This is a genomic window from Bacteroidia bacterium, from assembly GCA_026932145.1.
In the GTDB taxonomy this organism is placed as follows: domain Bacteria; phylum Bacteroidota; class Bacteroidia; order J057; family JAIXKT01; genus JAIXKT01.
This window is the reverse complement of the sequence record JAIXKT010000012.1, coordinates 65908-88902: the sequence shown is the minus strand read 5'-3', so window position 1 is coordinate 88902 and position 22995 is coordinate 65908. Positions and strand designations below refer to the sequence as shown.

Below are 22995 nucleotides of genomic sequence, written 5' to 3'. Positions count from 1 at the left end.
GATTAGAATTATGCTTAACAGAATAAAAAAATAAATTTTAAACAACCTCTTAGATAATTGAGAGATGTCGTCAAGTTGTTGTTCTAAGGTCATTTCTCCTCTAACTTCACTTTCTATTCTTTGTGAAACATCATTTTTATTCGTTATTTCTGTAACGGATGAAATTAACATATCCTTTAATTCTTTAATTGCTTTACTTGCTAAAGATTTTTGTGCAATTATTGGATAGTCGCCTGATTTTATATCTCCACAATTTTCACAGCCTGCGCCTGCCGGCAATACAACTAAGTATAACCCTCTTGTAAATACTTGCTTTTTTATATTTTCCTCAAATTTATTTTGCAATCCTGATTTTAATTTTGTTTTTTCTGTAATAAATTCTCTCAATTTGGGTAAATCGCTAATGTCTGATAAGTTTGGCAATTTGTTGAGGTAGTTAGTATAATTGGATTTCAAATCTTCTAATTGCTTATTATACTTGTTGACCTCTGTAAGTGCTATTGTAACATGGCTTTGATCCATTGAAAAAATTTGAGATCTTTTGTTTTTTACATCAGTTTCTATTGCGTACTTATTGTTTAAGTCTTGTTTGGTATAAGTTAACGGTGTGTTTAGTTGAATGTTAGGAATAGTAACTGTTTGCGAAAAGGAATAATTTGCACAAAATAAAATCAAAAGCAAAAAAAGTATTTTAGTTCTCATAAATATTATTTTTGGGATTATAATAAGGTTGTAAACATTCCAACAACAGGTACTTGGCTCAATGCCATTTTTAACACCTTAGATCCAATTTTTTTAACTAAGATATTTAAAACTTGTTTTTTTTGCTCTTGTTTTTTAGCAAGCGAACATAAGTCCAAATCTAAACTTCCATTTTTTACAACTCCGTCAATTATAGGTACATTGCTCAATATATCAGAAGTATTAATTTTTTCACTTACGGCATTTACAATTGTGAGAGCTTTAGAATTATTTTTATTGTAAAATTTTGTCATATCTAAATTAAATCCCGCTTCATTGCACTGTATTTTAACATTTGGCACAAGGGTTGGATTAAAATTTGCCGCTTGTTTTTGAGGTATATTGACAACTAATGGCGGAACAATAGTTGTTGTTTCTGACACAATCTTTTCTTCTTTTAGAACTTTTAAATATTGATTCAAGGCTTCTTGTTTTTCTGTTTCGGTATGTTCCGGCTCTTCTGATTTTGGAAGTAAATTTTGTTTTTGAGCAAACTCATAAACATTGTCGGCAGTAGTGCGTGCGGTAACAGTTACATAGTTGTCGCTAACTTCTGTATTTATTATAGTAGCTTTTATAAAACCGTGAATAGTTTGTATTGTTACCTTTTGTTCAATTATTTTATTAATTACTCGCACAGTATCGTAAATTTCTACTGCTAAAATCATCGTCAATAAATTTGCTCGTGCATCTACCTCTGCCCCGATAGTAGCCATTTCCACTGCATAATCTCTTCCTTTGGCAAGATGTTTCTCATTTAAAAATACCCTTCCTTTAGCTTCGTAATAGCCTTGTGTATAGTTAATTGCGCCAATCTGCTCAATAGATTTGGGATTATCGTTTGTCGTTTGTACTACCTGTTCGATAAAGTCAAAAGTAGCTGACGTACTATCTATATCATTTTTTTCGATACCTGTAGGTGATAAATCTTCGTATGTTTTTTTGTTAATATTTTTTGCTGCGTCTTGTGGAACTGTACTTTGCTTATTCAGATTTTGAACAAATGACATTCCTGATAATACGCTAATTTTTTGTGCATTTGCTTTTATACAAAAAGCTAATAATAAGGTAATAAAAAAAGTATTTTTCATGCTTTTTATTCTACTTGTTGTTTTTGTACAGTCAGTCTATTTTTGGTTACCGATTACTTTATCTCAGGATAACGTTGCCCATTATCGCAGAAGTTTGTAGCAATTTCTGCTCAACCTACTAATTGCCAAAATTAATATAAAATCCTAACAATAAAGATTATGAACAGAAGATTTTTTCTGGGAAAACTGCTAAAAAACACCATTGAAAACCAGATAGTTAATTCCGTATATGTTTTGTTTCATCAACAATGTGGTGAAACAAAACAAGTAACGAATTTGGGCAATACTTTGTTCGTTTGCCTTTGAAAAAAGCAGCTAAAATTGTTCACGGTGATGCCTTAGAAACTGACAGGGAAAATATTGTTTCAAAAAAAGAACTCTCTTTTATTCTTGGTAGTCCGCCTTTTATTGGTTCTAAAATAATGAAGCAAAGTCAATGTAACCAAATTGTAAAACAATTTGACAATGCAGATGGAAATAGAGTTTTAGATGTATGAAACAGGTTGGTATATCAAAGCAGCAAAATTTATTCAAGGCCCAAAATCGCAGAGTTAATCCAAGAAAGTTTCCGATTAAAACAAGAGAATAAAAACCTATAGGAAGTGGCAAAACAAGCGGTAGAAATAGCCATAGAACAAGGCGAACAAACCGCACAATGAAATTTATAGAAAATAGAAGTTAAAATAATCGGTTGTGGTTCAAAAAGTATGAAAACTATGGTTCCGTTGGTGAATCATTATTGCAATTATGGCATCATGATTTTCTGTTTTCTTGGAAAAGCAAGTAGTTCTCCTGACAAATATTCTCTTTATGGCTTGTAATGAGTTATTTATATTTATTTTGGCTGTTTTTGCACTTTGATAACGAGGGCAAGTAACCGTTAGTTAGGCTTCTGGCATAGACTATAAGGTTATTTCTTATTACCAAATCTTTTCATCATACTTTTAAGCCACAACCTTTAATTTTTAATAGTTGATATAGGCAGCAGTTTCTACTATTTGGTTAGGCAGAATAAAGCCGGATTTACCCAAAGAAGTTCTGTTGATTGAATAAGTAACCCTATTTTTTCTCACAACAAAGTTAATCATTACTCCGCGCTTGCCAAAACCTTCGGTATCCCCAAAAGTCATGATAGGCTTTCCCTGAATAGATTTCAGAATAGACTCTAAACGCCCAATTTCTGAATCACAGATAAAAAGCGCGTTACTCGAACCTATTTCTGATATTTTGGCAGTTTGTTGAATCAAAATAGGTTGCTTATTGATGAGTTTATCTTTTGGGATTGTTATAGTACCGCCATTTGAGTTTTCTCCGTAAATAGTAATTACAAATTGTGAATTGGGATTAGACCAAGAAACAGCATTGCAGATTTTATAAAGATATGCCGACTTCAATAAATACTCCGCATCTAACCCCCGCACCCAAGAAAAACTAGTGCAGAAAAGCCAAATAAAGACTCCAACAAAAAGAAAGAATATCCTCGGGGGCAAAACTATTGAAAAAAAATTTTATTTAAGTGCTAACAATAATTGTAGTATGTAAATAGCTAAAAGTATTCCTAATACGACAATCGGAATAGCCAATAAATTTTTTAGCCCGGCTATAACAAAGATAAGACACACAACTCCGGCTGCAATAATCGCATAAAGCAAAATACTCCGAAATCCATGCTTTTTAGAAGCATCTTTTTGAGTTCTAATTATATGGCGCACCTCTTGAACCTTAGTAACAACTTTTTTAGAACTATTTTTTAACCAATTGACATTGCGAATAAGCTGATTTTCAGTATTTTGATTTGAATTATTTGACCCAGTAGGAACCGTTTGCCCGCCATTTTCAGCTATACCCAAAGGAGCTCTTGTAAATAGCTGTTGAGGCATATCCTTTGCAAATAACATATTTGAATAAAATGTTATAACTAACCCAAAAACAGTAAGTAGTATCTTAATATTCATAACCGCAAAGCTACAAAAACCTTTAATTCTGAAAAATATGACTTTTGTAACAACTACATCTTATGCACTTTTTCTGTTGTTAATGTAATGTTATTTGCGAAAATTCGCATCATGGATTACACGATTCCGATTATTCGCTCTAAGATAAATAGGTTAAGCCATGATTTTCAAAAAAATGCAGCCGATTGGCAGCCTGTTTTAGCCAAATACCAAGAGGCTATGCAAAAGAGCCTTTTTCAGGGAGAAGAAAAATATTTAGCCAGAGCTAAAAAAGCCGGAAAACTAACAGCCAGAGAACGTGTAGAACTGCTTTTGGATATTGATTCTCCTTTTTTAGAATTGATGCCTTTGGCTGGTTATGGCCATTCAGGTAGTGCTGTGGGAGCCTCTACTGTAGCCGGAATCGGCTTAGTAGCCGGAAAAGAATGTTTGATAGTGGCAAATGTGGGCACTATCAAAGGAGGCGCTATTGATGAATATGCCTTGCTAAAAGCACTGCGTTGCAATGAGATAGCTTTAGAGAACCGCCTCCCATCCATTTATTTAGTGGAATCTGCAGGAGCAAACCTCCCTGACCAAGCTAAAATTTTTAACTATGGCGGAATTAATTTTAGAGAAATTACTCGGCGTTCTAAATTGGGAATACCAACTTTATCAGTGGTTTTTGGAAACAGTACTGCGGGAGGAGCCTACATACCCGGTATGTCTGATTACGTAGTAATGGTTAAAAATCAGGCAAAAGTATTTTTAGCAGGCCCGCCCTTAGTCAAAATGGCAACCGGCGAAGAATCTGATGATGAATCACTTGGCGGAGCTGATATGCACAGCAAAATTTCCGGTGTCTCAGATTACTTAGCCCAAGATGAATTAGATGGCATCAGACTTGCCAGAGAAATAATGGCCTGTATCCCCTACGAAAAACAAGGATTACACCCCAGAACTCCCATTAAAGAACCAATCTTCTCCTCTGAAGAGCTACTTGGAATTATCCCAATAGATATTAAAATTCCGTTTGATATTCGGGAGGTTATCGCTCGAATAATAGATGACTCGCGTTTTTCAGAATTTAAAGCTAATTATGGCAGCACTATGGTATGTGGTTATGCTCATATCTTAGGGTATCCCGTAGGAGTCCTTGCCAATAACGGAATTATATTTTCAGAATCTGCCAATAAAGCCAGTCAGTTTATTCAACTCTGCAACCGGTCAAATATCCCGTTGTTATTTTTGCAAAATATAACCGGTTTTATGGTTGGGCGTAGTTATGAAGAAACGGGCATCATCAAGAACGGTGCAAAGCTCATTAACGCAGTTGCTAATAGTACCGTTCCAACTATTACGGTTATTGTAGGTGCTTCTTATGGGGCTGGAAACTACGGTATGAATGGGCGGTCTTACCAACCCAGATTTTTGTATTCACTGCCACATGCTAAAATAGCGGTAATGGGGCCGGAACAATTAGCCGGAGTCATGGAGATTATCCAGCGAGAGGCCGCCGCTAAAGCCGGTATTCCTTTTAATGAAGAAAACGCCAAAATGGTTAAGCAGATGATAGCCTCCCAGATTGAAACAGAATCAGATGCGTATTATGCAAGCAGCCGTGTGTGGGATGACGGAATCATTGACCCGCGCCAAATGCGCTATATAATCGGCATGAGTCTATCGGCAACTTGCACAGCCCCAGTAACAGGCACCAAAGAATTCGGTATCTTTAGAATGTGAGAAAGTAAGTAAGGAATAGTTCAGAAAGCTATGATTCCATTGGTGGAGCATTATTGTAATCTGGGCATCATGGTTTTCTGATTTTTTGGAAAAGCAAGTAGTCTTCCTGACAAATCTTCTGTTTCTGGCTCGTAATGAGCTATTTACATCTTCTATCTCTTTCGTTAAATGCTTGCCAATATGATGATTTCCGCCCCCAAATACAGCTAAAAAAACTTCCCAATTATCCGTACAAATCTCGTCTATACTTAGGTGTGCTACCATAACTTTCATACTTTCTGAACCACAACCAAATTAGTTTGAACCAGTTAGTTAAATAATTTGCAACGGACGTTGCAGCACATACAAAATAAATAAAATTATCAACCCGAGTATAACCCTATAGTAACCAAATAGTTTGAATCCATTTTTATTGAGAAAGTGGATAAATGACCGGATAGCTAACCAAGCCACGACAAAGGCTACTACATTACCCAGCAAAAGTAAATGGATTTCCTCTGATTGAAAATGTGCTCCAGATTTAAGGTATTTGAATAACTTATGGGAAGTGGCTGCAAACATGGTCGGGATAGCTACAAAAAAAGAAAATTCTGCGGCTGAAGTGCGGCTAAGTCCCTGAATTAAACCTCCAATGATAGTTGCTGCCGAGCGGGATACGCCCGGAATCATCGCTATACATTGAAAACAGCCTATCCAAAACGACTGAAGCCGATTGGGATCTTTATCATTAAGAGAACGCCCAGATAACCAAGTATCTATCCAAATTAAAATTAAACCTCCTAATAACAAAGTAATTGCAACTACAGTTGGGTTCTCTAATAACGAATCAATGAAGTCATCCAATAATTTTCCGATGATGGCAGCCGGAATAAATGCTACTAAAATAGTTATCCAGCGTTGTTTGTTTACCGTAAGTAATTTTTTACGGTATTCTACCACAACGGCTAAGATTGCCCCAAACTGTATCGCTATCGTAAATAACTTGGTAAACGGATGAGCAGCAATCCCCATAAGTGAAGATGCCAATATCATGTGTCCGGTAGAGGAAACCGGAAGAAATTCCGTAATCCCCTCAATAATAGCCAAAATAAATGCTTCTAACCAATTCATTAAACTCTCTTTAAAATCACCACGCTAAGCAAGATAAGATAAATAATAAAATAATTATTCAAAAAGCTAATTATCAATTATTTATAATTAATATAATCTATATTTTAATTTTGCTAAAAGTGTTTTTCGGCACAAAAGTACAATTTTGCGCCTCATAAGGTCTAAGATTTTTTATAGTTACTTTTTTAGCAGTTAGGCAATCTGTTTATACTTGATGAATAAGTTGTAATATTTTTTTAACCTAAAAGCCAAAGTAAAGTTCAAGCAAGATACAAAAAAGTTGATAAAAATTCTTGATAGTGTTAAAAAAATAGCTAAATTTGCGGCATACTTTTAATACACACACATGAAAAGTTTTTTTGGATCTTTAATGATCATCGGAGTATTGGCTCTTGCTTCTTGCAATAAGCCTGCAGAAAACACAGAGAATACTTCTACACCGGCAGCAACTGAGCAGCCAGCTACACCGGCTGCAGATTCTTCGGCTGCACCAGCTTCTGCTACTACCACTACTACTCCTGCTGAACAACCAGCAAAGTAATTCTGGGAAAAAGTACTTACCCCGCAAATTTTGCGGGGTTTTTTTTTGCCCCAATTAAAAGGCCCTTTTTGTACAGATTAATTCCTACTAAATCTCATGGATTAATTAAAATTTAGCTTATATTTGGCAATCCATTTCGATATTAATATGTTATTCAGCATAAGGTCATTAAAGCACTTGGTTGTTTTGGGAATAGGCACAGTTCTTTTTCTAAGTGAATTATATGGGCAAAGTTTACCGGTAAATCGCCAAGTTAATTGGGCGCAAGGAGTATCTACAAACGTTTTTTCGTATCCAACACAAACGATTGATTTTGTAGCATCCGGAGGCATAAATACCGGCTTAGTAGCTAATGATTCTGTTATGACTGCCGTCTTATCTTCAATTAGTGCATCCGGTGCGATTATCTACTTTCCGGCAGGTGAATATTTGTTTAACTCACGAATAATTTTACTCAAGAAAAATATTGTACTTAGTGGCGAATCCCCCAATACCACAACCCTAAAATTCAACTTGGGAGGGAGCAATAATTTAATTGAAGTTAAAGGAAGTCAGGCTACCACAACCAGCAATTTTACGGCAACTGCCCTCAAAGGTGATACCACTATAAAATTAGCGAACGCTTCTGGCCTCCAAATTGGTAATACCCTCAAAATAAGCGATAACGATTCTTCAAAAGTAACTTCTAACTGGGCTATTGGCGCTACCGGACAAATTGTTACAATCAAAACCATTCAGGGAAACATAATAACGACCAGTAACCCGCTTCGTAGAGATTATTTACTTACCAAAAATCCCAAAGTAACATTACTAAACCCAATCAAAAATGTAGGTATTGAAAAGCTTACTATCAGAAGATTAGACTCTACAAGCACCCAGACTTCAGCTATCAATATGAACTTTGCAGTAAACTGCTGGGTAAGCTGTATAAAAAGTTTCAACGGTAATTACGGCCACATTTCTATAAATAATAGCTCAAATTGCTCTGTTGTAGGAAGTTACTTTCAGGATGCATTTGCTTACGGTGGTAACGGCCAAGGTTATGGGGTTGTGATACAGGCAACATCCGGTGAATGTTTGGTTTTCAATAATATTTTTAAACATCTACGCCATTCTATCTTGTTTCAATCCGGGTCTAACGGAAATGTAGTTAGCTATAACTACTCTATTGATCCTTATTGGACTGAATCTTTTTTTCCCAACAACTCAGCCGGAGATATAGTCTTTCATGGTAATTACCCTTACTGTAACTTGATTGAAGGAAATATTGTTCAGAATATCGTTATTGACAACTCACATGGAATCAATGGGCCTTTTAACACCTTTCATCGCAACAGGGCTGAACTATACGGGGTTGTAATGAACCCTACTGCCGGCGATAGCACAAACTTTATTTCTAATGAAGTTACCAACACAACAGCTCCTTATGGAATGTTTACCCTCACCGGAAATGGTAATTTTCAGTATGGAAACAATGTCAAAGGCACGCTATATCCTGCCGGTAGTACCAACCCAACGACTAACTCCTTCTATCTAAACGATACCTTGCCCTACTATGTGAACCATTCTACTTGGCCACCCATTGGTACTCTTACTATCTACAATAGCTTTGATAACGAAAGTAAAGCCCGCTTTAACGTATCTAACTTAACCCAATGCTGGGATATATTGACCCATTCTACCACAGAAAACGCTGATAATAATCAATATAGCATTTTCCCCAATCCAGTTTCTGATAAATTAACAATCAATGGATTAAAGCCAAATGATTTGGTAACTATCACAAACTCCGTTGGCAATGTATTATATCAACATACAGCTAACATCAATAGCGAAAATACTTTTATTACTAATCATTTTCCAGCAGGAATTTATTTCTGCTTTATTCAAAGCAATAGCCGAAAGTTTGTAATTAAGTTCTTGAAACTAAATTGATTACAAACTTGAGGCGGTTGTAGTTTAGAAAAATGAACGTTATGGTTTCGTTGCTATATTGTTATTAATCAATAAATTAAGGCTTCCTTCAATCATAAAGTTACCCTTTGTTGTTTAGGATTTTAGATGTTTTCTGGAATCACAATTGAAATGATACTTAGCTACCGCCTTTTTACCTAAATACTTATGAATCAGTAAGAAATGGACTTTCTATTAAAGAACAATTTCTATATTTTTAAAAACGACCTTTGGTTTGGCTTGTTCATATAGCAGTTGATATACAGCTTCACAAATAGGCATACTCAGATTATATTTTTGTATAATTTCATGGATAAATTTTGCTGCATAAAATCCTTCGGCAACCATATTCATTTCTGAGATAGCCTCTTCAATAGATTTACTTTGAGTTAGTTGAATGCCGAGTAAGCGGTTTCGGCTATGCGGACTATATGCCGTAACGAGCAAATCTCCTAAATAAGCTGACTTTAAGATATTACGCTCTAAGGGAGCTATTTTGGTGAGGAAAGTATGCGTTTCACGAATAGCTTGGGTAACCAATACAGCGATGAAGTTATCTCCGTAGCCTAACCCCTTAGCAACTCCAACCCCAATACTAAACACATTTTTTAAAATCCCGGCGTATTCTATGCCGGCTACATCTCGGTTGATTTTTATGTGAATATATTCATTCTGAAGCAGTTGCTGTACTTTTTCTGCCTGAAAACCCGTTTGAGCAGCCAAAGTTAAATAGGTAGTTTGATTGTTAGAAACCTCTTCGGCGTGGCTAGGGCCTGTAATAAGTACCTTGTTTTCTGGGAGGATTTTCCAATAATGATAAAAATAATTACTGATAGTTAAACCTGTATGCGTCTCTATCCCTTTAATTCCGGTAACGATTAGCTTATTTTGAAGCTGATTAGGGGTTAAGGTAGCTAATACTTGATGTAAAAATGCTGCCGGAATTACGATAAATAAAATATCACTATCTCGAACTACCTCCTGAAGGCTATTGGAAAGAATAATGTTTTTTACTTTTAAATCAGTGTTTTTGAGATACTTAGGGTTTCTCTGGGTAGTTTGAATCGAATTAATCCAAGATAGATTGGGAAGATACCATGTAACTAAATTTTCATTTTGGGTAAGTACATAAAGTAAAGCAGTAGCCCAACTGCCGTGCCCAATCAGGCCAATAGAAGGTGCTGTTTTCATGGCCATAAACAATAGAAAAATAGGTTCATTGCTGCAATATTTTCAAAATTCTTGTATTAAGCCTGTGGTTGGAGCGCGGTAGCTTTTTCATTGGGATAACCGGAAAAATTATTCATCACAAAAACTAACCCACAGGAGATACCCAAGATAAGCATTACCGGGTCAAATGAAGACCGGTTTAAAATCCCGGAAACTAAAGCCGTAGAGAGTAATATACACAATCCAATACTCATAACAAGCCTGCGAAGAAGCCGCTCTTGAATACCAGTGCTATCTTTGAATGGAAAAAAAACCAGCCTTAATACGAATATTGCAAAAAAAGTGGAACCTAAAATTCCTGTTTTGAGTAAAAATTCAATATAAGAGTTATGGATTCTGGGAATAAAGCGATGATAATTTTCCCCTAATTGAGTGTAAAACCCAAGATCAACCAATCTTCCTAGTCCTTGGCCGGTAGCTTGTTGAATCCAGCTACCTTTTAAGTACTGTTTTAGGGCGATGGTGGCTTCGTATCCCCGCCAATGAAGGAAGATTTCCCGCTTATCTAGATAAGCCTCATTAAGAGTAACCTCACCCGGTGCTCGCTCAATTTTAAGCAAAAGTGCCCCAATGGGAGTATCTGTACTCACAAAACTCAGTAATGAGGTTGCCCCAAAATAAAAGCCTACAATAGCCCCAATTAATAAGCCTAGTCGCCAAAAACCTAATCCTTTTAAATTAAACAGACCAAACAAAGAAGCTAAAATAACCGCAAATACTAACAACATAGTCCGAGAAAAAGTCAAAAGAATAGAGATACTATTTAAGGATAAGCAGAGTGCCAAAATAACACGATTTATATGCAATATTTTCTCTTTACTTAAAGCTCCATATATCAAGAATGCTAATGCAATAGGAGCAATATAAATACTCTTACCGGCTTCTTCGCGAATTTCAGAAATCTTACTGCTTAATAATGCCGGATTAATTAAAAAAGTAGAAACGTGTTTTATACAAACAATACAAGAAGCTACTACTAATGCATAAATCAAAAAGCGTAAACTTCGGGTTTTCACAGCAATGTAAAAACCCGTTAAAAAATACAAAACCGGCTTTAAATAGTACCAAAAATCTTGTAGTAAATGATATGAATAATTTCCATTGGTAAACGCAGAAAAACTACCAATACCAACCAAAAATAGATATGGCAGCAGAATCTTAACTGCTTCAAAGGAAAAGAATGTCCGAGAAAGAAATACCCAACTGATTATGAATGCAAGACAAACTACCGAGTTTAACTCTGGAGGAAATAGCTGATTAGCAACTAATAAGAAAACAGTAACCCAAAAAACGAGGTTATCCCAGCGAACTCCTTTGTCTATGATTGCAGCACTACTATTCAAGAAACTATCTTTATATCCGTAAAATTGCAGAAATTTAACCTATCAGAACATTAATTAAGTCTGAACGCGTAATGATTTCTAACTGACCATCAGGCTGTTGAAGTATCACTGCGGGATTTTCACGGGTAATCATTTTGGATAAAGAATCTATTCGGGTAGAGGGTAACACCACCGGAAAAGGATCATTCATGGCTGTTAAAACAGAATAGTTTTTGCGGCTGGGTTCATCTAAAAGGATATTCAGCACTCTATTTTCATTAATACTACCGACCATAATCCCGTTATTAATAATCGGAAGTTGTGATATATTGCGGCTACGCATCAGATGAATAGCGTCTGCAAGCGTATGTTCGGGTGTTAAAAATGCTAACTTTCCGGCTGAATCTCTTTCTGTAATGATGTCGGCTGCTGTAAATAGGCTGGCATCTTCTAAAAAGCCTCTATCTCTCATCCAAACATCATTGTAGATTTTGCCCAAGTAGCGGGTTCCGTGGTCTGGTAAAATCACGACAACTACATCGGTTGAGCTTAGGTTTTTGGCATATTCTAATGCGCCATGAACGGCTGATCCGGAACTCCAGCCGACCATTAGCCCCTCTAAACGAGCCAATTTACGAGCCATAGTAGCCGCATCTCGGTCACTTACCTTAATGATTTTGTCAATTACGCTCATATTACAATTCTGCGGCACAAAATCTTCTCCAATTCCCTCCGTTAAGTAGCCATAAACTTCATTTAAGTCTATTTGTCCGGTTTCATGCAGTTTTTGAAATAATGAACCATAGGTATCTATACCAACAGTTTGAATAGCTGGATTTTTGGATTTTAAATAATCAGAAACGCCGCAGATAGTTCCGCAAGTTCCCATTCCGGCAATAAAGTGGGTGATTTTCCCCTCTGTTTGTGCCCATATTTCCGGGCCGGTTGTCTCGGTATGAGCCTGTGTATTGTTGGGATTGTCGTATTGATTCGGATAAAATGAGTTGGGAATTTCATTTGCTAACCGCTTAGAAACAGAATAATATGAACGGGGATCTTCCGGCTCTACATCGGTAGGCGTAACAACTACTTCGGCACCTACTGACCGTAGAATGTCTATTTTTTCCTTAGACTGCTTATCCGGTATAACAAAAATACAACGGTATCCTTTTACGGCTGCCACCAATGCTAAACCCATGCCGGTATTTCCGGACGTGCCCTCAATGATTGTGCCTCCCGGCTTTAATTTTCCGGACTTTTCGGCCTCTTCAATCATTCTGAGTGCAATTCTATCCTTAATGCTATTTCCGGGATTAAAATACTCTACCTTAGCCAATACAGTTGCTTTAATATGGGAAGTAACTGAGTTTAAGCGCACTAACGGGGTGTTTCCGATGGTTTCAATAATGTTGTTATACCACATAGTTAGAATATTTTTTGATACGAGCCGCAAGTTAGTAATATTTTTGCCAAAGAATAATCAACATTACCTTGATGGAATAAACCATAAAGCATTATTGTGGTTGCTATTTGGGTGGTTTTGCTTTGTATTAATGAACTGTACAATACAAATTCAAGGATTTAGGCTGAAGAATGATACTCTGTTTAAAATTAGATGCTTTTTGAATTATGGCTGACTCTTCAGGGAAAAGTTCAAGAAGATTTTGGGTGTCTTCATCAGTCAAAATTGGTTTTGGTTGGTCTCCTAACGGTGAGCGTAGATTCTCCGGAAAAAACAAGCACGTTTCTAATTCAAAATTCAATTTGAGTTGATTTAAGAGTAATAACGGATCTTCAAGATAAGATTCTTCTAAGATTTTACATATTGAATTTAAAATCAAGCAATTAATGATTTTTAAGTAGTCTGATAATAAATTCTTTTGGATAGAAAATTGGCCTTTCATTATCTGCCAAATACCTTTTTGGTCTCCGGAAAAAGCTAAGTTATGGTAGCCTACTTCATTAAAATGGGCACTGATTCTTTTGGTTAAGAACCGTGTTTCGGTAATATTGGGAGAAATAGGCTGATGAATAATCAGAAATTGATGCGGTATTTTGGCTAAATGAGTAGCTAAATCTCTTAGGAAACTATTATCAATTACCTGTTTTTCAGATAAATATATTAATTTTGGTTTCATAGCGGCATCAGGATAGATGCGTTTGTTTCATATAAGGTTGCAAGCATTCTGGGATACGAATAGTTCCATCTGCTTGCTGATTATTTTCTAGCAAAGCTGCTACGATACGCGGTAGAGCTAAGGCTGATCCATTTAAGGTGTGTGCTAACTGTGTTTTTTGGGTTTCAGAGTTTCGAAAACGTAGTTTCATTCGGTTTGTTTGAAAGGTTTCAAAGTTACTGACGGAGCTTACTTCTAACCAGCGTTCTTGAGCACCCGAAAAGACCTCAAAATCATAGGTTTTGGCGGATGCGAAACTCATATCTCCACCGCATAATAACAAAATCCGGTAGGGCAATCCCAATTTTTCAACCAATGTTTTAACATAGGCTACCATTTCTTCAAGGGCTTCATAAGAACGTTCTGGGTGGGCGATTTGAACAATTTCGACTTTATCAAATTGGTGTAGCCGGTTTAGGCCGCGTACGTCTTTTCCGTAAGACCCTGCCTCTCGCCTGAAGCAAGGTGTATAGCCGCAGTTTTTAATAGGCATTTTTTTTTCTTCAACAATTACATCACGATACAAATTCGTTATAGGAACTTCTGCCGTTGGGATTAAGTATAGGTTATCGGCAGGTGTGAAATACATTTGTCCCTCTTTATCAGGAAGTTGCCCTGTTCCGTATCCGGTATCTGCGTTTACTAAAATTGGCGGTTGAATTTCGGTATAGCCGGCTAATTCGGCTTCATGTAAGAAAAAATTAATTAACGCACGTTGCAGCTTAGCACCCTGACCAATATAAACCGGAAAGCCGGATCCGGTGATTTTATTCCCTGCTTCCCAGTCTATTAGATTTAATTTGGTTGCTAACTCCCAGTGTGGAAGTGGGTTATTAGGGAGTTTTAGGGAAATTTCCTGCTGAAAGACAACCGTATTATCTTCGGCGTGGCTGCCAAAGGGCACAGAATCATGCGGTAGATTGGGTAACAAAATAACCTTATCATGGAGTTCTTGTTCTATCTGCCGAATATTTATTTCAAATTGAGCTATTTGGTCTTTTAGTATTTTGGTCTCTTCTTTGGCTTTTTCCGCCTGCTCTTTTTGTCCGGAGGCCATTAGGATTCCGATTTCCTTAGAAACCGTATTCAGTTGGGCGCGTTTTTGTTCTAATTCAGTCAATATTTTTTTTCGATGCTCATCAATGATAAGTACCTCTTGCACAGCATTTTGTGCATTTAGGACATTTTTCTTATTTAATTTAGCCGCAGCTAATTCCGGATTTTGTTTTAAAACAACAAGTTCATTCATAGAAAGTAGCCGCGAAAATACAGCGTTTTTACAGAACTTTGCCGGATAAAGTAACTTTCTTGGGTTTAAAGTATATTAACCTAAAATCAAAGTAGCTGAAAAAAACACTTAACTTAAAATGATGTTCCCAAGTGGATTTATTGTGGCTACTATGCTACTAAATTGGATGTTTCGGATACTGAAATGGGGAATCGTTTTGTCTATTGCAGGGGTGGTTTTGTTTCGGTTTCTTCCTTTTCCCTTTACTTGGCTGATGTGGATACGCGCCTTTGAAACAGGTAATTACAACTGGAAATATGAATGGGTAGCAATACCGGATATTTCGCCAAATTTGGCTAAGGCAGTTATTTACTCAGAAGACCAGAAATTTTATAACCATTTCGGTTTTGATTTTGAATCTTTATATCATGCTGCTAATGAGAATATTAACAAGAACCGTAAAATTGGGGGCAGCACTATTTCTCAACAAACAGCTAAAAATGCTTTTTTGTATCCGGCGCGTTCTTGGCCTAGAAAAATCTTAGAAGCCTGGTTTACTGTGTGGATAGAGCTTCTGTGGAGCAAAGAGCGGATTTTGGAAGTATATCTGAATATAATTGAAATGGGTAACGGTGTTTATGGTGCAGAAGCAGCAGCACAGCATTATTGGAAAAAGACAGCTAAAAACTTGACTATCCGTGAAGCTGCACTAATAGCAGCTTGCCTGCCAAACCCTCGAAAATACTTAGTAAACAAACCCAATATAGCAATCAAAAAACGCCAATATTGGATACAAGAAATGGTTAAAAACAATTACCTAAAACTCTAAAAACTACAGTTGTTGAAAAATCAAATAGCTTAGAACCAGCAAGATAGTATAATTTCAGTAAAAAATCCAAATGTTAGAAAAAAGTTCATAACTTTGCGCCCCGAATTACTGTTTTCATGACGATACATAAGCTATCCCTCATTTTAAGCATATTTTGGTTGTTCGTGTCAGGCCAGACTTTTGCCAATAGCCAGCAAGATTTAACCGAAAATCAGAATATTAATAACAACAATAGCAGCCATCAATCTACCATTCTTGACACCACTCATGTGGTTACTGAAATTAAATCGGATAGCCACCAAAATATCCCAAATCAGATAAATGAAGAAATTATAACTAATCAAGGACATTCTGAATTATATTCATTTGTAGATCGTTGGTTAAATACTCCCTATCGTTATGGCGGAAGTTCCAAACGCGGCACAGACTGCTCCGGGTTTGTATCCGTTTTGCATGATTCTCTGTATCACATTAAACTACCCAGAAGTTCCCGTATGATGTATTTGGTAACCAAGCCAATATCCAAAACAGAACTCCAAGCCGGTGACTTACTCTTCTTTAAAATTGGGCGCGGGGTGATTTCTCATGTCGGGATATATCTCAAAGATAATAAATTTGCACACGCTACTACCAATAGAGGAGTAGTAATCAGTGATTTAGATGAACCATATTACCGCCGCTGGTATTTTAATGCCGGTAGATTAGAAGATAATACCCAGATTGTGCAATAAAATATCAGAGATAGCTGAAAATACCTAAAAAAAACGCTTAAACTTTATTCTTAAAGTTTAAGTATTCGGTTTTATAAAAGCATTACACTTGATCTCTACTTAGGAAAAACCTAAAAAAAGAACCAAGTAAAAACATTTAGGAAATATCACTGTGATACACAATCTTGCTGTGTGTGCTATAGCTAAACTTAAAATCGAGTTATTAATGCCGGCTACTTACTTGTTTTTCCACAAATACCGATGATTTTCAGGTTAATAACTGTATAATTTTGCACATAAAGCAACTTTTTACTCCTTTTTTACGTATTAAGACGATAACTCCAATAGGAAATATTCATATATTTGCATCAGTTTTTTATACTAAGCTCTTTAACTCACTATATACTATGAAAAAAGACATTTACAAATTATTGCGTCATTGCGCAATTTTAGCGTTTTTGATGCTGCTATCAAGTAGCCAGATTCGTATTTTTGCTCAAGGCGGTAAATTAGCTTTTACCGTAACGAACCCTTCTAATTTAGGGGTTTGCGGCCCAAGTGCCACATTTTCACTTAGCGTGAAAAATAACGCAGCTACTGCGACAGCAAACAACTTGGTAAAGGTTTGGCTGCCAAACGGAGTTTCCTACAACGTTACCTCTGTTTCCGGATCAGGTGTAACAGAATCAGATGTTTCTCAGCTAAATAGACCTATTTTTGACTTTGGTACAATCAATTCAAAACAGACTAAGACCATTACTTTTACGGTCAATGCTAACTGTGATTTCATGTATTACCTCGATAATGATATTACAACGGCTCTTGGTTTACGGGCGGATTATACCGGAAATTATGACTCCACAATTGCGTCCCCTTTTACCGGATTAGCACCAGCATTGGTGTTTTATTCCTTTGTAAACCAATCTTATTCCGGAAACGTAGGGAATACTTTTGTTCGAACTATTGTTATTAAAAACTCTGGAGATGGTAAGTTAAGTAACTTTAACCTATATGATAGGCATCAATCAGGTATTTCTGTGTTAGGGATGACCCCCGGAGTAGCTACAACAAACGGAGATACTAGTTTTTTAGCTCTTGGCCCTGCTGAGTTTGCCGGCATAGGAAATTCAGATGGTTTCTTTGACCCTAACGAAACAATTACAATATCTGAAACCCTTCGTATAGATGCCTGCACAAACTTACAATCAGCCCTTAAACTATATTGGGGTTGTGATGGCAATGTTTGTGATATACAAAGCCAAACCGGTAATGCAACAATTGCATTGGGAACTCCCAATATAACCTATACAGCTACCGCGATTAATAATGTTTGTTATGGTACTTATCCCTCTTTACAAACACTTAAGTTTGTGAATACCGGAACGGAGGTAGCCAGAAATTTAGAATTATATGTTTATCAATCAACAGGTTCTTCTTTTTACAATGGATTTTATTCACGAATAGATACTACGTCCATTCAGATAAAATATGGAACGGGAGCATACACTACCATACCATTAACATCAACTAAAAAAAATCTAGTAAGAGCTTGTTTTGGGGGGGCTGATCCAACCGGTGCTTTTACCATAAATGTACCACTGTTACCTAAGGGAGACTCAATAGTTGTCCAGTTTTCGATTGTTACGTGCTGCCCTACTACGTGTAGTGGAGAGTGGGGAGGGGCTGGTTTTAGCGGATCTCGCTTCGGTTGGAAATATTCCTTAACATATCAAAACCAATGTTTAACCAACAACTTCTCTACCGGCCAGCAAAGTGGTTCAAGTGGTTATTATTCGATGTATCTGAACACGCAGGACATTTCAGGGCCTTCAGACTTAGGGTCGGGTGAAATCGGTTCATACAGCATCGTAAATTCAGGGCATGATAGCTGGCCAAGACAAAACAACAGAGGTTATTTAAAGTTTGTATTTACACTGCCGGCTGGTATATCTTTCCCAGGAGGGGCCGGAGATTTGGTTTTTCAAGATGCTTCGGGAGTAACTACTTGGGCACCAGCTTCTATTACAAATGTTGCAGGAATAGTTACGGCTATATACAGATTTCGAGCAGGAGGATCCCTCGGATCTCCTTTCTCGAGTTTTGAGAAATCAGAACTAAAAATCAACCTAAAAGGGGAGTGCGGCACAGGAGGGATACAAAATGTTGGCCTTACCACTTATTACAACGCAAATGATACTTGTTCTTGCGATATTCCTATTAGATGTAACTCCTTTAACATCAAAGTTCATTGTCCAGTACCTTGCCCCGGCGGGGGAGTTGCCCCAACTCGATTTTCAATGTTGCGGGTTAGTTATGGCTCACCGGATAGTTTAAATAACGGTACTGCTAACGGAACTATGATAGACACTACCAAGATTAAGCAAGAACGTGTTGTTTATGGAGATACGATTCGAATATTTAATTCTGGAACGGTTATTACTACGGTTGCTAACCCCGATTGGAACTATCTATTTAATCGTGTGTATATTCCGCAAGGGCGTTCATCCCGAATGGATATTCGGCATATTTCAGCTTATTTAACGATTTACGATGCAAGTACTGGCGTAACCCACCAATGCACCTTAGGAGCACCTACTGTTCAAAATGGAACAAACGCTGAACCGCATTTTAGGATTTTATCCTACAATATGACGGCTACCACCCTGACGGCTATCCCTGCACTCCCCGTTGGTTTTCGCTTTGAAAATGGAGACGGCCTATGGTTTACTGCTTATGTAAAACCGTATGCTAATAACTCAAGCGGTAATTTAGCCCCAGTTACTATTCAAGATACTTTCTTTACCAGTACAGCCAACGCCCCCCAAGCATTAACTAACCGATATTTCTGCGATAATTTTAATGCCAACATGACGTTCATTACCTATTATTATACCACTTGGGGACCCCAAACTTTTAATTTTAGGCAATGTAATTTAACAGCCATAGATCAACGTTATTATTTTGCGGTTGGGCCGTGCTGTAATAACTATGCAGGTGGAAATATGTTTCCGTTTGAATATCGTCAGTTTACGAAACTCCGGCAATTTAAGGTCTTAATGCCTCCCGGTTTTTCTTTTGTATCTGCTACATTGGAAGAAATACGTTCTAACGGTACCAATAAATCTGTTAGCAGCGGGGTTCGTGCCATTGCTCCGGTAGATCCCAATAGTAACCCGCTTGTATTTGACCCTGCCGGCTACTATTCTTTTCCGGGCACTAAATTAAGCGATGAAGGTTTTTACGGTCAATTTATTATCAACCTTCGCCCTACGTGTAATGCCTCTACGGCTATCAACCAACCTATAGTTTATACACAATCATTTGACCAAAGCAGTGGCAGGCTTGCCGGCTCACCAACTGCAGATTCGATTGTTTCTACTCCAGCTTCAAGTGGTGATTACTTGGAATATGCCAGCCCCAGCCTCCAAATTACCTCTCCTTTACCCACCAAAATTGCTACCACTGATAGTATAAGTTGGGACTTTTCTGTTGAAAATATTTCCAACGAAGGGGCTTCTAATACTTGGTTTACGTTTGTGAATAATAGCGGCGGTATGACGATTCGAAAAGTAATTGATTTAGCAACCAATACAGAAGTCTTACCGACCAGTTCAATCTATCGAATTGGGGTGCTTTCGGGAAATACTGCTAAGTCGTATCGCGTTATAGCATCGTTTACGAATTGTTTAAGAGATACTTTCATTATTCATACAGGTTGGAATTGTACAGGTTATCCGCTAACATTAGCGTCCTATCCATGTACTACACAAACAATTTTGTTGAGATATACTTCCAGTAAACCGGTTATCGCTACCTCCTCAATAACGCCAGTAACAGCAGTGAACTTGTGCGATACATTAGATTTTGAGTTTAGAATGAATAATACCTCCGTAAGTATAGGTTACAGCCCTACCTTAACCATCAAGAGACCTAACGGAATGACAATAGTACCGAACTCAGCTTATATTGAGTATCCAATAGGAAGCGGCTGGCGGGCAATCCCTGACCCTAAATCAATCGGCCTAAACTATCAGTGGTTGGTGGACACCTTAGACACTACTATCGGGTCAGTGGGCTTAAAAGGAGCTACCTTTCCTGCTGAAAACGCCTACCGAATTAAATGTAAGATGGTAACGAGCTGCAGCTATGTTTCCGGATCTTACATCCGAATAACAAATCGTATCAAAGCAGGCTGTGGAATTAACTTTTTATTCTATTATACCACGCCTATTATCACAATATTTGGAGTTCCAAACGATTACACAACGGTTATAAAAACACAGATGGATACTATCAGAAGCTGTGTTAGCCCTGCCAAAATTCGATTTACAATGATTAATCAAGGGCCAGGTAAAACAAATACCACAGATAAGATATTCATCATTTTGCCTTCGAGTATTACGTATAGTGCAAATTCTACTACTGGTTTATATAATCCTCCGACTATTATAGAACCGACTCTTACAGTACAGGGAGGAGATGTGAGACTGGAATGGGTACTTCCTGCAAATGTAGAAGTAGGTGATTCCGTTTCACTTGAATTTTACGTAGATGGAGATACCTCTTTGGTATCCGGGTCAGAAGATATTGATTTCCAAACAGCTATTCAGGATACATTACCTTGCGGTTTATCATCATGCCTTATCAACGCCTTGACAGGTTCAAGCACGAAGCCAATAATAATTGACCGCCCAACTGGTCTCTGGACAGGGCAATCAGATGAAGACTGGTTTAACCCTTTTAACTGGGGAGATTGTAAGGTACCTACTTGTGCCGTAGATGTTACGATTCCAAATGTACCCAACAAGCCGGTAGTACCAATATATGATATTGCTGAAACAAAGAACCTTACCATTGAAAGCGGTTCTTATATAATCCTAAAAGAAGACGCACAAATGAATATTTGTGGTAATCTATGGATAAAGAGTTCGGGTAACTATGATTCAAAAACTAATTCAAATGTTCACTTTACCGGTACTTCACCGCAGGTTTATACCAAAGATGGAACTGCTTCTTTTGAGAACGTTTATATGGATCAAGCTACCCCGAGTACCTTAACGTTAAATAATAATTTAGATATTTCTAAGAGCTTGACCTTAAACTCCGGAGTAATTATTACAAACTCTAACCGTGTCTATGTAAGCAATGGAGATTCAGCCGCTGTTAATACGGGAAATCTAAATAGCTATGTACAAGGAAATTTAAGGAGAAATGTTAGTTCTACGGGGCTGTTTAACCTACCGGTAGGCCATTTCGCGCAGGGTTATGAGTTAGCACAACTTAACTTTACATCAATTGGAGGACTAACGGCCGTAGATGCACGTTTTGATACTTGGATAGGCTTACCCTCCCCGATAAATCAGTGGGAATGCGCTGCCCTATTTGATAAGAACTTCTTAGATCACGGCTATTGGACAATTGACGCAACAAACGGAGGTGCTGCACCTAATTATGACGCATTCTTGTACAATAGAGGTGCTTCAAACTACTTAGGTGCCGGCTTAACAATAGTTAAGCGCCCTACCGGTAGCGGTAGCGGATTTAGCATAACAGACGGAACTTGCGACCCCGCATCTACCATCACAAAATGTATCCGCAGAAACCTATCTACATTTTCAGAATTTGGGATAGAACAATCAAACCAAGTTTTACCGGTATCTTTAACAAACTTTGTAGCTAATCCTTTACAATCAACAATAGAACTCCGTTGGGAAACCTTTGCTGAGTCAAATCTTAAAACCTATATCGTAGAACGAAGTACTGATAGGCTAAACTTTAAAGATATTGCTGATATTCCGGCAAAAGGATCTTCTCTGGAAAATGTTTATCGCCTTGAAGATAAGCAGGTAATAACAAACATTCGTTACTATTATAGACTAAAAATCCAAGAGATAGACGGCACAGAGCATTATTCCAACGTTGTAGAAGCAATCTTGCCAATTCAGAATCAATTCTCGGCTGAAGTCTATCCAAACCCCAGCAACGGTAACTTCTCCATAGTAGCTCAGGTCATTGAATTAGGGCAATATGAAATAGCTGTTATAGACATACTGGGTCAAACAGTTTATCACCAAAATTACAATTGGGAAGCAGGAAGCAATCAAGTTAAGTTTTCCTTAGGAATGCTTCCACAGGGTTCTTATATTCTAAAGATTAAAGGTCAATCTGGCGAAATCACCCAGCGAATATCCATTCAACCTAAGTAATTTTCTACTGAAAATATCATTCACTTTCTATCTTTCTCCAAGAGAAAGATAGAAAGTGAATAGTGTTTTATAAACTCTAATCATCATGTAACTGACTATTTTAGCCATGATAGCTGTTTTCTTTATATTATACGATAGTGAAAAATAAACAAGACCAATATTTTGCATATTGGATTTTTT

18 protein-coding genes are annotated in these 22995 nt (G+C 37.3%); 7 read left to right on the top strand and 11 right to left on the bottom strand.

Features of this window, described 5'->3' with window-relative positions:
- Both LC115_04650 and LC115_04645 read right to left on the bottom strand, forming a co-directional pair.
- The coding region (locus LC115_04650) for a hypothetical protein (GenBank protein ID MCZ2355969.1) at positions 1 to 702 on the bottom strand (702 nt) is incomplete at its 3' end.
- Positions 703 to 719: 17 nt separating this feature from the next.
- The gene (locus tag LC115_04645; GenBank protein MCZ2355968.1) at positions 720 to 1832 is read right to left on the bottom strand and encodes a hypothetical protein; all 1113 of its coding nucleotides are present in this window, start codon (positions 1830 to 1832) and stop codon (positions 720 to 722) included.
- A 302-nt stretch (positions 1833 to 2134) separates the two neighbouring features.
- Here LC115_04645 and LC115_04640 point away from each other — a divergent pair, with 302 nt between their 5' ends.
- Positions 2135 to 2329, top strand: coding sequence for a hypothetical protein (locus LC115_04640; GenBank protein MCZ2355967.1), 195 nt, complete (start codon positions 2135 to 2137; stop codon positions 2327 to 2329).
- 468 nt (positions 2330 to 2797) lie between these two features.
- Here the strand turns inward: LC115_04640 and LC115_04635 are convergent, their stop codons facing one another.
- Entirely contained in the window at positions 2798 to 3226 is a 429-nt protein-coding gene (locus LC115_04635) for a YfiR family protein (GenBank protein MCZ2355966.1), read from the bottom strand.
- Positions 3227 to 3340: 114 nt separating this feature from the next.
- Complete coding sequence (locus LC115_04630; protein MCZ2355965.1) at positions 3341 to 3787, bottom strand: hypothetical protein; 447 nt, start codon at positions 3785 to 3787, stop codon at positions 3341 to 3343.
- 123 nt (positions 3788 to 3910) lie between these two features.
- Here LC115_04630 and LC115_04625 point away from each other — a divergent pair, with 123 nt between their 5' ends.
- Positions 3911 to 5509, top strand: a complete 1599-nt coding sequence (locus LC115_04625) for an acyl-CoA carboxylase subunit beta (protein ID MCZ2355964.1) — start codon at positions 3911 to 3913, stop codon at positions 5507 to 5509.
- Here the strand turns inward: LC115_04625 and LC115_04620 are convergent.
- Both LC115_04620 and LC115_04615 read right to left on the bottom strand, forming a co-directional pair.
- Complete coding sequence (locus LC115_04620) at positions 5447 to 5782, bottom strand: IS1 family transposase (protein MCZ2355963.1); 336 nt, start codon at positions 5780 to 5782, stop codon at positions 5447 to 5449. The genes LC115_04625 and LC115_04620 overlap by 63 nt on opposite strands.
- 39 nt (positions 5783 to 5821) lie before the next feature.
- Positions 5822 to 6619, bottom strand: coding sequence for an undecaprenyl-diphosphate phosphatase (locus LC115_04615; protein ID MCZ2355962.1), 798 nt, complete (start codon positions 6617 to 6619; stop codon positions 5822 to 5824).
- A gap of 346 nt (positions 6620 to 6965) precedes the next feature.
- Here LC115_04615 and LC115_04610 point away from each other — a divergent pair, with 346 nt between their 5' ends.
- Both LC115_04610 and LC115_04605 read left to right on the top strand, forming a co-directional pair.
- Entirely contained in the window at positions 6966 to 7160 is a 195-nt protein-coding gene (locus LC115_04610) for a hypothetical protein (GenBank protein MCZ2355961.1), read from the top strand.
- 147 nt (positions 7161 to 7307) lie between these two features.
- Entirely contained in the window at positions 7308 to 9095 is a 1788-nt protein-coding gene (locus LC115_04605) for a T9SS type A sorting domain-containing protein (protein MCZ2355960.1), read from the top strand.
- Positions 9096 to 9308: 213 nt separating this feature from the next.
- Here the strand turns inward: LC115_04605 and LC115_04600 are convergent, their stop codons facing one another.
- From LC115_04600 to serS, 5 genes are all read right to left on the bottom strand, one after another.
- Positions 9309 to 10304, bottom strand: a complete 996-nt coding sequence (locus LC115_04600; GenBank protein MCZ2355959.1) for an NAD(P)H-dependent glycerol-3-phosphate dehydrogenase — start codon at positions 10302 to 10304, stop codon at positions 9309 to 9311.
- Between the two features lie 56 nt (positions 10305 to 10360).
- Positions 10361 to 11686, bottom strand: coding sequence for an O-antigen ligase family protein (locus tag LC115_04595; GenBank protein MCZ2355958.1), 1326 nt, complete (start codon positions 11684 to 11686; stop codon positions 10361 to 10363).
- A gap of 34 nt (positions 11687 to 11720) precedes the next feature.
- On the bottom strand, positions 11721 to 13088 hold the full coding sequence (locus tag LC115_04590; GenBank protein MCZ2355957.1) for a cystathionine beta-synthase: 1368 nt from the start codon (positions 13086 to 13088) through the stop codon (positions 11721 to 11723).
- Between the two features lie 127 nt (positions 13089 to 13215).
- Positions 13216 to 13803 carry a hypothetical protein gene (locus LC115_04585; protein ID MCZ2355956.1) on the bottom strand — a complete coding sequence of 196 codons (588 nt, stop codon included), beginning with the start codon at positions 13801 to 13803 and terminating at the stop codon, positions 13216 to 13218.
- A gap of 7 nt (positions 13804 to 13810) precedes the next feature.
- Positions 13811 to 15091 (bottom strand): serine--tRNA ligase, encoded by a 1281-nt coding sequence (serS, locus tag LC115_04580; GenBank protein MCZ2355955.1) that lies wholly within the window; start codon positions 15089 to 15091, stop codon positions 13811 to 13813.
- A gap of 118 nt (positions 15092 to 15209) precedes the next feature.
- Between serS and mtgA the strand changes: the two genes are divergently transcribed.
- The 3 genes from mtgA (at position 15210) to LC115_04565 (ending at position 22815) form a co-directional block, all read left to right on the top strand.
- Complete coding sequence (gene mtgA, locus LC115_04575) at positions 15210 to 15899, top strand: monofunctional biosynthetic peptidoglycan transglycosylase (GenBank protein ID MCZ2355954.1); 690 nt, start codon at positions 15210 to 15212, stop codon at positions 15897 to 15899.
- 116 nt (positions 15900 to 16015) lie between these two features.
- Positions 16016 to 16630: a C40 family peptidase gene (locus LC115_04570; GenBank protein MCZ2355953.1), complete on the top strand. Its 615-nt coding sequence runs from the start codon at positions 16016 to 16018 to the stop codon at positions 16628 to 16630.
- A gap of 386 nt (positions 16631 to 17016) precedes the next feature.
- Positions 17017 to 22815 carry a T9SS type A sorting domain-containing protein gene (locus LC115_04565; GenBank protein ID MCZ2355952.1) on the top strand — a complete coding sequence of 1933 codons (5799 nt, stop codon included), beginning with the start codon at positions 17017 to 17019 and terminating at the stop codon, positions 22813 to 22815.
- Positions 22816 to 22995 lie beyond the last annotated feature (180 nt).

Bases quoted from the DNA above. Each gene is read 5' to 3' on its own strand.
- LC115_04645 (MCZ2355968.1), bottom strand. From the start codon at position 1,832: ATGAAAAATACTTTTTTTATTACCTTATTATTAGCTTTTTGTATAAAA.
- LC115_04630 (MCZ2355965.1), bottom strand. From the start codon at position 3,787: ATGAATATTAAGATACTACTTACTGTTTTTGGGTTAGTTATAACATTT.
- LC115_04620 (MCZ2355963.1), bottom strand. From the start codon at position 5,782: ATGAAAGTTATGGTAGCACACCTAAGTATAGACGAGATTTGTACGGAT.
- LC115_04615 (MCZ2355962.1), bottom strand. From the start codon at position 6,619: ATGAATTGGTTAGAAGCATTTATTTTGGCTATTATTGAGGGGATTACG.
- LC115_04610 (MCZ2355961.1), top strand. From the start codon at position 6,966: ATGAAAAGTTTTTTTGGATCTTTAATGATCATCGGAGTATTGGCTCTT.
- LC115_04605 (MCZ2355960.1), top strand. From the start codon at position 7,308: ATGTTATTCAGCATAAGGTCATTAAAGCACTTGGTTGTTTTGGGAATA.
- LC115_04600 (MCZ2355959.1), bottom strand. From the start codon at position 10,304: ATGAAAACAGCACCTTCTATTGGCCTGATTGGGCACGGCAGTTGGGCT.
- LC115_04590 (MCZ2355957.1), bottom strand. From the start codon at position 13,088: ATGTGGTATAACAACATTATTGAAACCATCGGAAACACCCCGTTAGTG.
- LC115_04585 (MCZ2355956.1), bottom strand. From the start codon at position 13,803: ATGAAACCAAAATTAATATATTTATCTGAAAAACAGGTAATTGATAAT.
- serS (MCZ2355955.1), bottom strand. From the start codon at position 15,091: ATGAATGAACTTGTTGTTTTAAAACAAAATCCGGAATTAGCTGCGGCT.
- mtgA (MCZ2355954.1), top strand. From the start codon at position 15,210: ATGATGTTCCCAAGTGGATTTATTGTGGCTACTATGCTACTAAATTGG.
- LC115_04570 (MCZ2355953.1), top strand. From the start codon at position 16,016: ATGACGATACATAAGCTATCCCTCATTTTAAGCATATTTTGGTTGTTC.
- LC115_04565 (MCZ2355952.1), top strand. From the start codon at position 17,017: ATGAAAAAAGACATTTACAAATTATTGCGTCATTGCGCAATTTTAGCG.